Annotated in this window: 2 protein-coding genes and 1 riboswitch; both genes read right to left on the bottom strand. The window is 64.7% G+C overall.

Features of this window, described 5'->3' with window-relative positions; translation table 11 throughout:
* On the bottom strand, nucleotides 1–170 hold a 170-nt coding region (locus tag G3N97_RS37790; protein ID WP_205997851.1), incomplete at its 3' end, for an SDR family NAD(P)-dependent oxidoreductase.
* Entirely contained in the window at nucleotides 167–1924 is a 1758-nt protein-coding gene (locus G3N97_RS37785; protein WP_205997850.1) for an ABC transporter ATP-binding protein/permease, read from the bottom strand. The genes G3N97_RS37790 and G3N97_RS37785, both read right to left, overlap by 4 nt.
* Nucleotides 1925–2404: 480 nt before the next feature.
* Nucleotides 2405–2518, top strand: a riboswitch (TPP riboswitch).
* Nucleotides 2519–2807 lie beyond the last annotated feature (289 nt).

Here is a 2807-nt window from a genome sequence, read left to right as displayed (position 1 = left end):
GCGACATCGGCGAGACGGGTGCGTGAGGCCGAGTTGGCGCCGCGTGCGTGCAGCATCAGCGCGATGCCTGGCGCGGCGAGCCTGCGCGCGAGCGCCGCGCCGATGCCGGAGCCCGCGCCCGTGATCAGGACGACGCGTTCGCCGGACTCCGCGCGGCTTTCGACGCTCACGCCGCCACGCGCTCTTCAGGCGAGCGCGCGATTTCGAGCGTGTCGTGGTGATACGCCTCGAGCGATTCGCGATGCGCCACGCTCACGATCGCCGCCTTCGGCAGACGCTCCATGAAGAGCTTGTAGAGACGGCTTTCGTTGTCCGGATCGAGCGCGCTGGTCGCTTCGTCGAGGAACAGATAGTCGGGCTTGTGCAGCAGCACGCGCGCGCCCGCGAGACGCTGCTGTTCGCCCGGCGAGAGCACGCGCGTCCAGTGCGCCGATTCCTCCAGACGGTCGACGTAGCCTTCGAGACGGCACGCGCGCAGCGCTTCGCGGCAGTCTTCGTCGCTGTAGTCGGTGGCGGGCGAGGGGTAGGTGAGCGCGGCCTTGAGCGTGCCGATCGGCAGATAGCTCTGCTGCGGGATGAACATCATGCGCGCATCCACGGGCGCGTCGATCGAGCCTTCGCCGAACGGCCAGAGACCCGCGAGCGCACGCATCAGCGTGCTCTTGCCCGCGCCCGACGGGCCGCGCACGAGCCAGCGCGAACCCGGCTTGATGGCGATGTCGCGCACTTCCGAAAGCGGCTGGCCGTTGGGCAGCGCGAGCTTGAGGTGGTCGGTGCTCAGTTGGTTCGCGTCGACGTAATGCAGATTGATGCCGCCATGCTCGGTGGCCGGCGAGACGCTTTCCTTCAGGCGCGGCGAGTGCACCACGCGCGAGAATTCGCGCAGACGATTCACGGTCGCGCGCCATTCGACGAGGCTCGCGTAACTGTTGATGAACCACGAGAAGCAGTCGCTCACGGTGCCGAAGGCCTGCGAGATCTGCATCAGCACGCCGAACGTGAAGGCGCCCGCGAAGTAACGCGGCGCGGCCACGACGATCGGGAAGATGATGGCGATCTGGCCGTAGAAGCTCAGCACGAAGGTGAGGCGCTTCGTGTACTTCATCACGCGCCACCAGTTTTCGCGGATGTGCTCGAAGAGGCCCTGCGCATTGCTGCGCTCGGTTTGCATGCCGTCGTAGAGCGCGATCTGCTCGGCGTTTTCACGCAGGCGGATCAGGCCGAAGCGGAAGTCCGCTTCCACCTTTTGTTGCTGGTAATTGATCGACACGAGCGGATGGCCGACCTTCTGGATCACGAGCGAACCGAACACGGCGTAGAGCGCGGCGGCCCAGACCATGTAGCCCGGAATCGTGATGGGCGTGCTGCCCAGCGAGAAGGTGAGCGCGCCCGCGATCGTCCACAGGATCGTGATGAACGAGACCAGCGTGACGACCGTCGAGAGCAGATCGAGCGTGAGCGAGAGCGTGCTGGTGGCGAACGATTGGAGGTCGTCGCTGATACGCTGGTCGGGGTTGTCGGCGAGACGGTCGCGCTCGATGCGGTAGAACGCGCCCTGTCCGAGCCAGTCGTTCAGATAGTGCGTGGTGAGCCACTGGCGCCAGCGGAAGCCGAGCATCTGGCGCAGATACCGCCCGTACACCGCGAGGATGATGAAGCCGAACGCGAGCGCCGTGAAGATCAGCAGCAGATGCGGGAACTGTTTGACGTCCTTGGTTTGCAGGGCGTTGTAGAAGTCCGCGTTCCAGCCGTTCAGACGCACGTTGATCCACACAACGGCGAGATTCATCGCGATGATCGCGAAGAGCAGGCCCCATGCGATCCAGCGTTCCTCGGACACCCAGTAGGGCTTGATGAGGCTCCAGGCCGTGATCTTGTGATGCTCGTTCTGATCCGGCGTGGCGCGGGGAGTGTGGTTGGTCATGAGCGTCCTGATGTTGTGCCCTGATGGTGTTGCCCTGGGTGCTACCGTGTATGTCCGGTATGCCGTCTTCTGCCGTGTCGTTCGCGAACGCGCCGCGGGTCACGTACGGCACGCGGTGGACGGACTTGCTAGCGATTCTGTCGCGGGCCGCTTAAGTGAGTCTTAATGCCACGCGACCACGCGCGTCCCATTCTCTCACCGCCCGCAGGCGGCCGGGCGGCATACGGGGATCAGGGCATTGTGCCAGAGCGCCGCTTGCGCGCCCCATTTTGAGGGGGCGTTACGGCCCGCGCGCGGTGACGAAAAAGCCGTCGGACGCACTGAGCGGCGCACCGCAAAAAGCAGAGGAAAGCGCGTAAAGGCAACACATGAAAAACCGCACAAAGCCCCACGAAAACGCCCGCAATGCAGCATCGGCAGCGTCCAAACCGGCCCGCCGGGCGGTTTGCGGCGCGCGCGCCTTTTGTGGTCTAATGACTGCTGACGAAACAGGGGTGCTTCACCGGTATGCCTGCCATGCCGCCGTGAGGCTGAGAGAGACCCTTCGCACCCGATCCGGGTAATACCGGCGCGGGAAGTTTCCGGAAAGTCTTGCTGGCGCCGCTTTTTCGAGTCCGTTCCTCCGGTTCGGGCGTGGCGTCCAGATTCCCGCCGGGCAACGCGTGCAGCGCAAGTTGTTTTTCGCGCGCATCGTTTGCACGGCCGGCTTTGCCAGCCGGTTTCGTCCTTGGGTACGCATGCTTGTTGCCGTACGGAAAGGATCCGATGACCGCACCATCTTCACCTCAATCAGTTCGCTCCCCGATTCTGGAAGCCTCGCCGGATGCTTCGGTGTCCTCTGCCGTGCCCGATTTCGCCGTGCTCGGCGGCGGCCTGTGCGGAA

It is taken from the genome of Paraburkholderia sp. Ac-20347 (assembly GCF_017104805.1).
Lineage (GTDB): Bacteria > Pseudomonadota > Gammaproteobacteria > Burkholderiales > Burkholderiaceae > Paraburkholderia > Paraburkholderia tropica.
The sequence above is the reverse complement of the archived record's forward strand: the minus strand, read 5'-3'. Positions and strand labels throughout refer to the sequence as shown.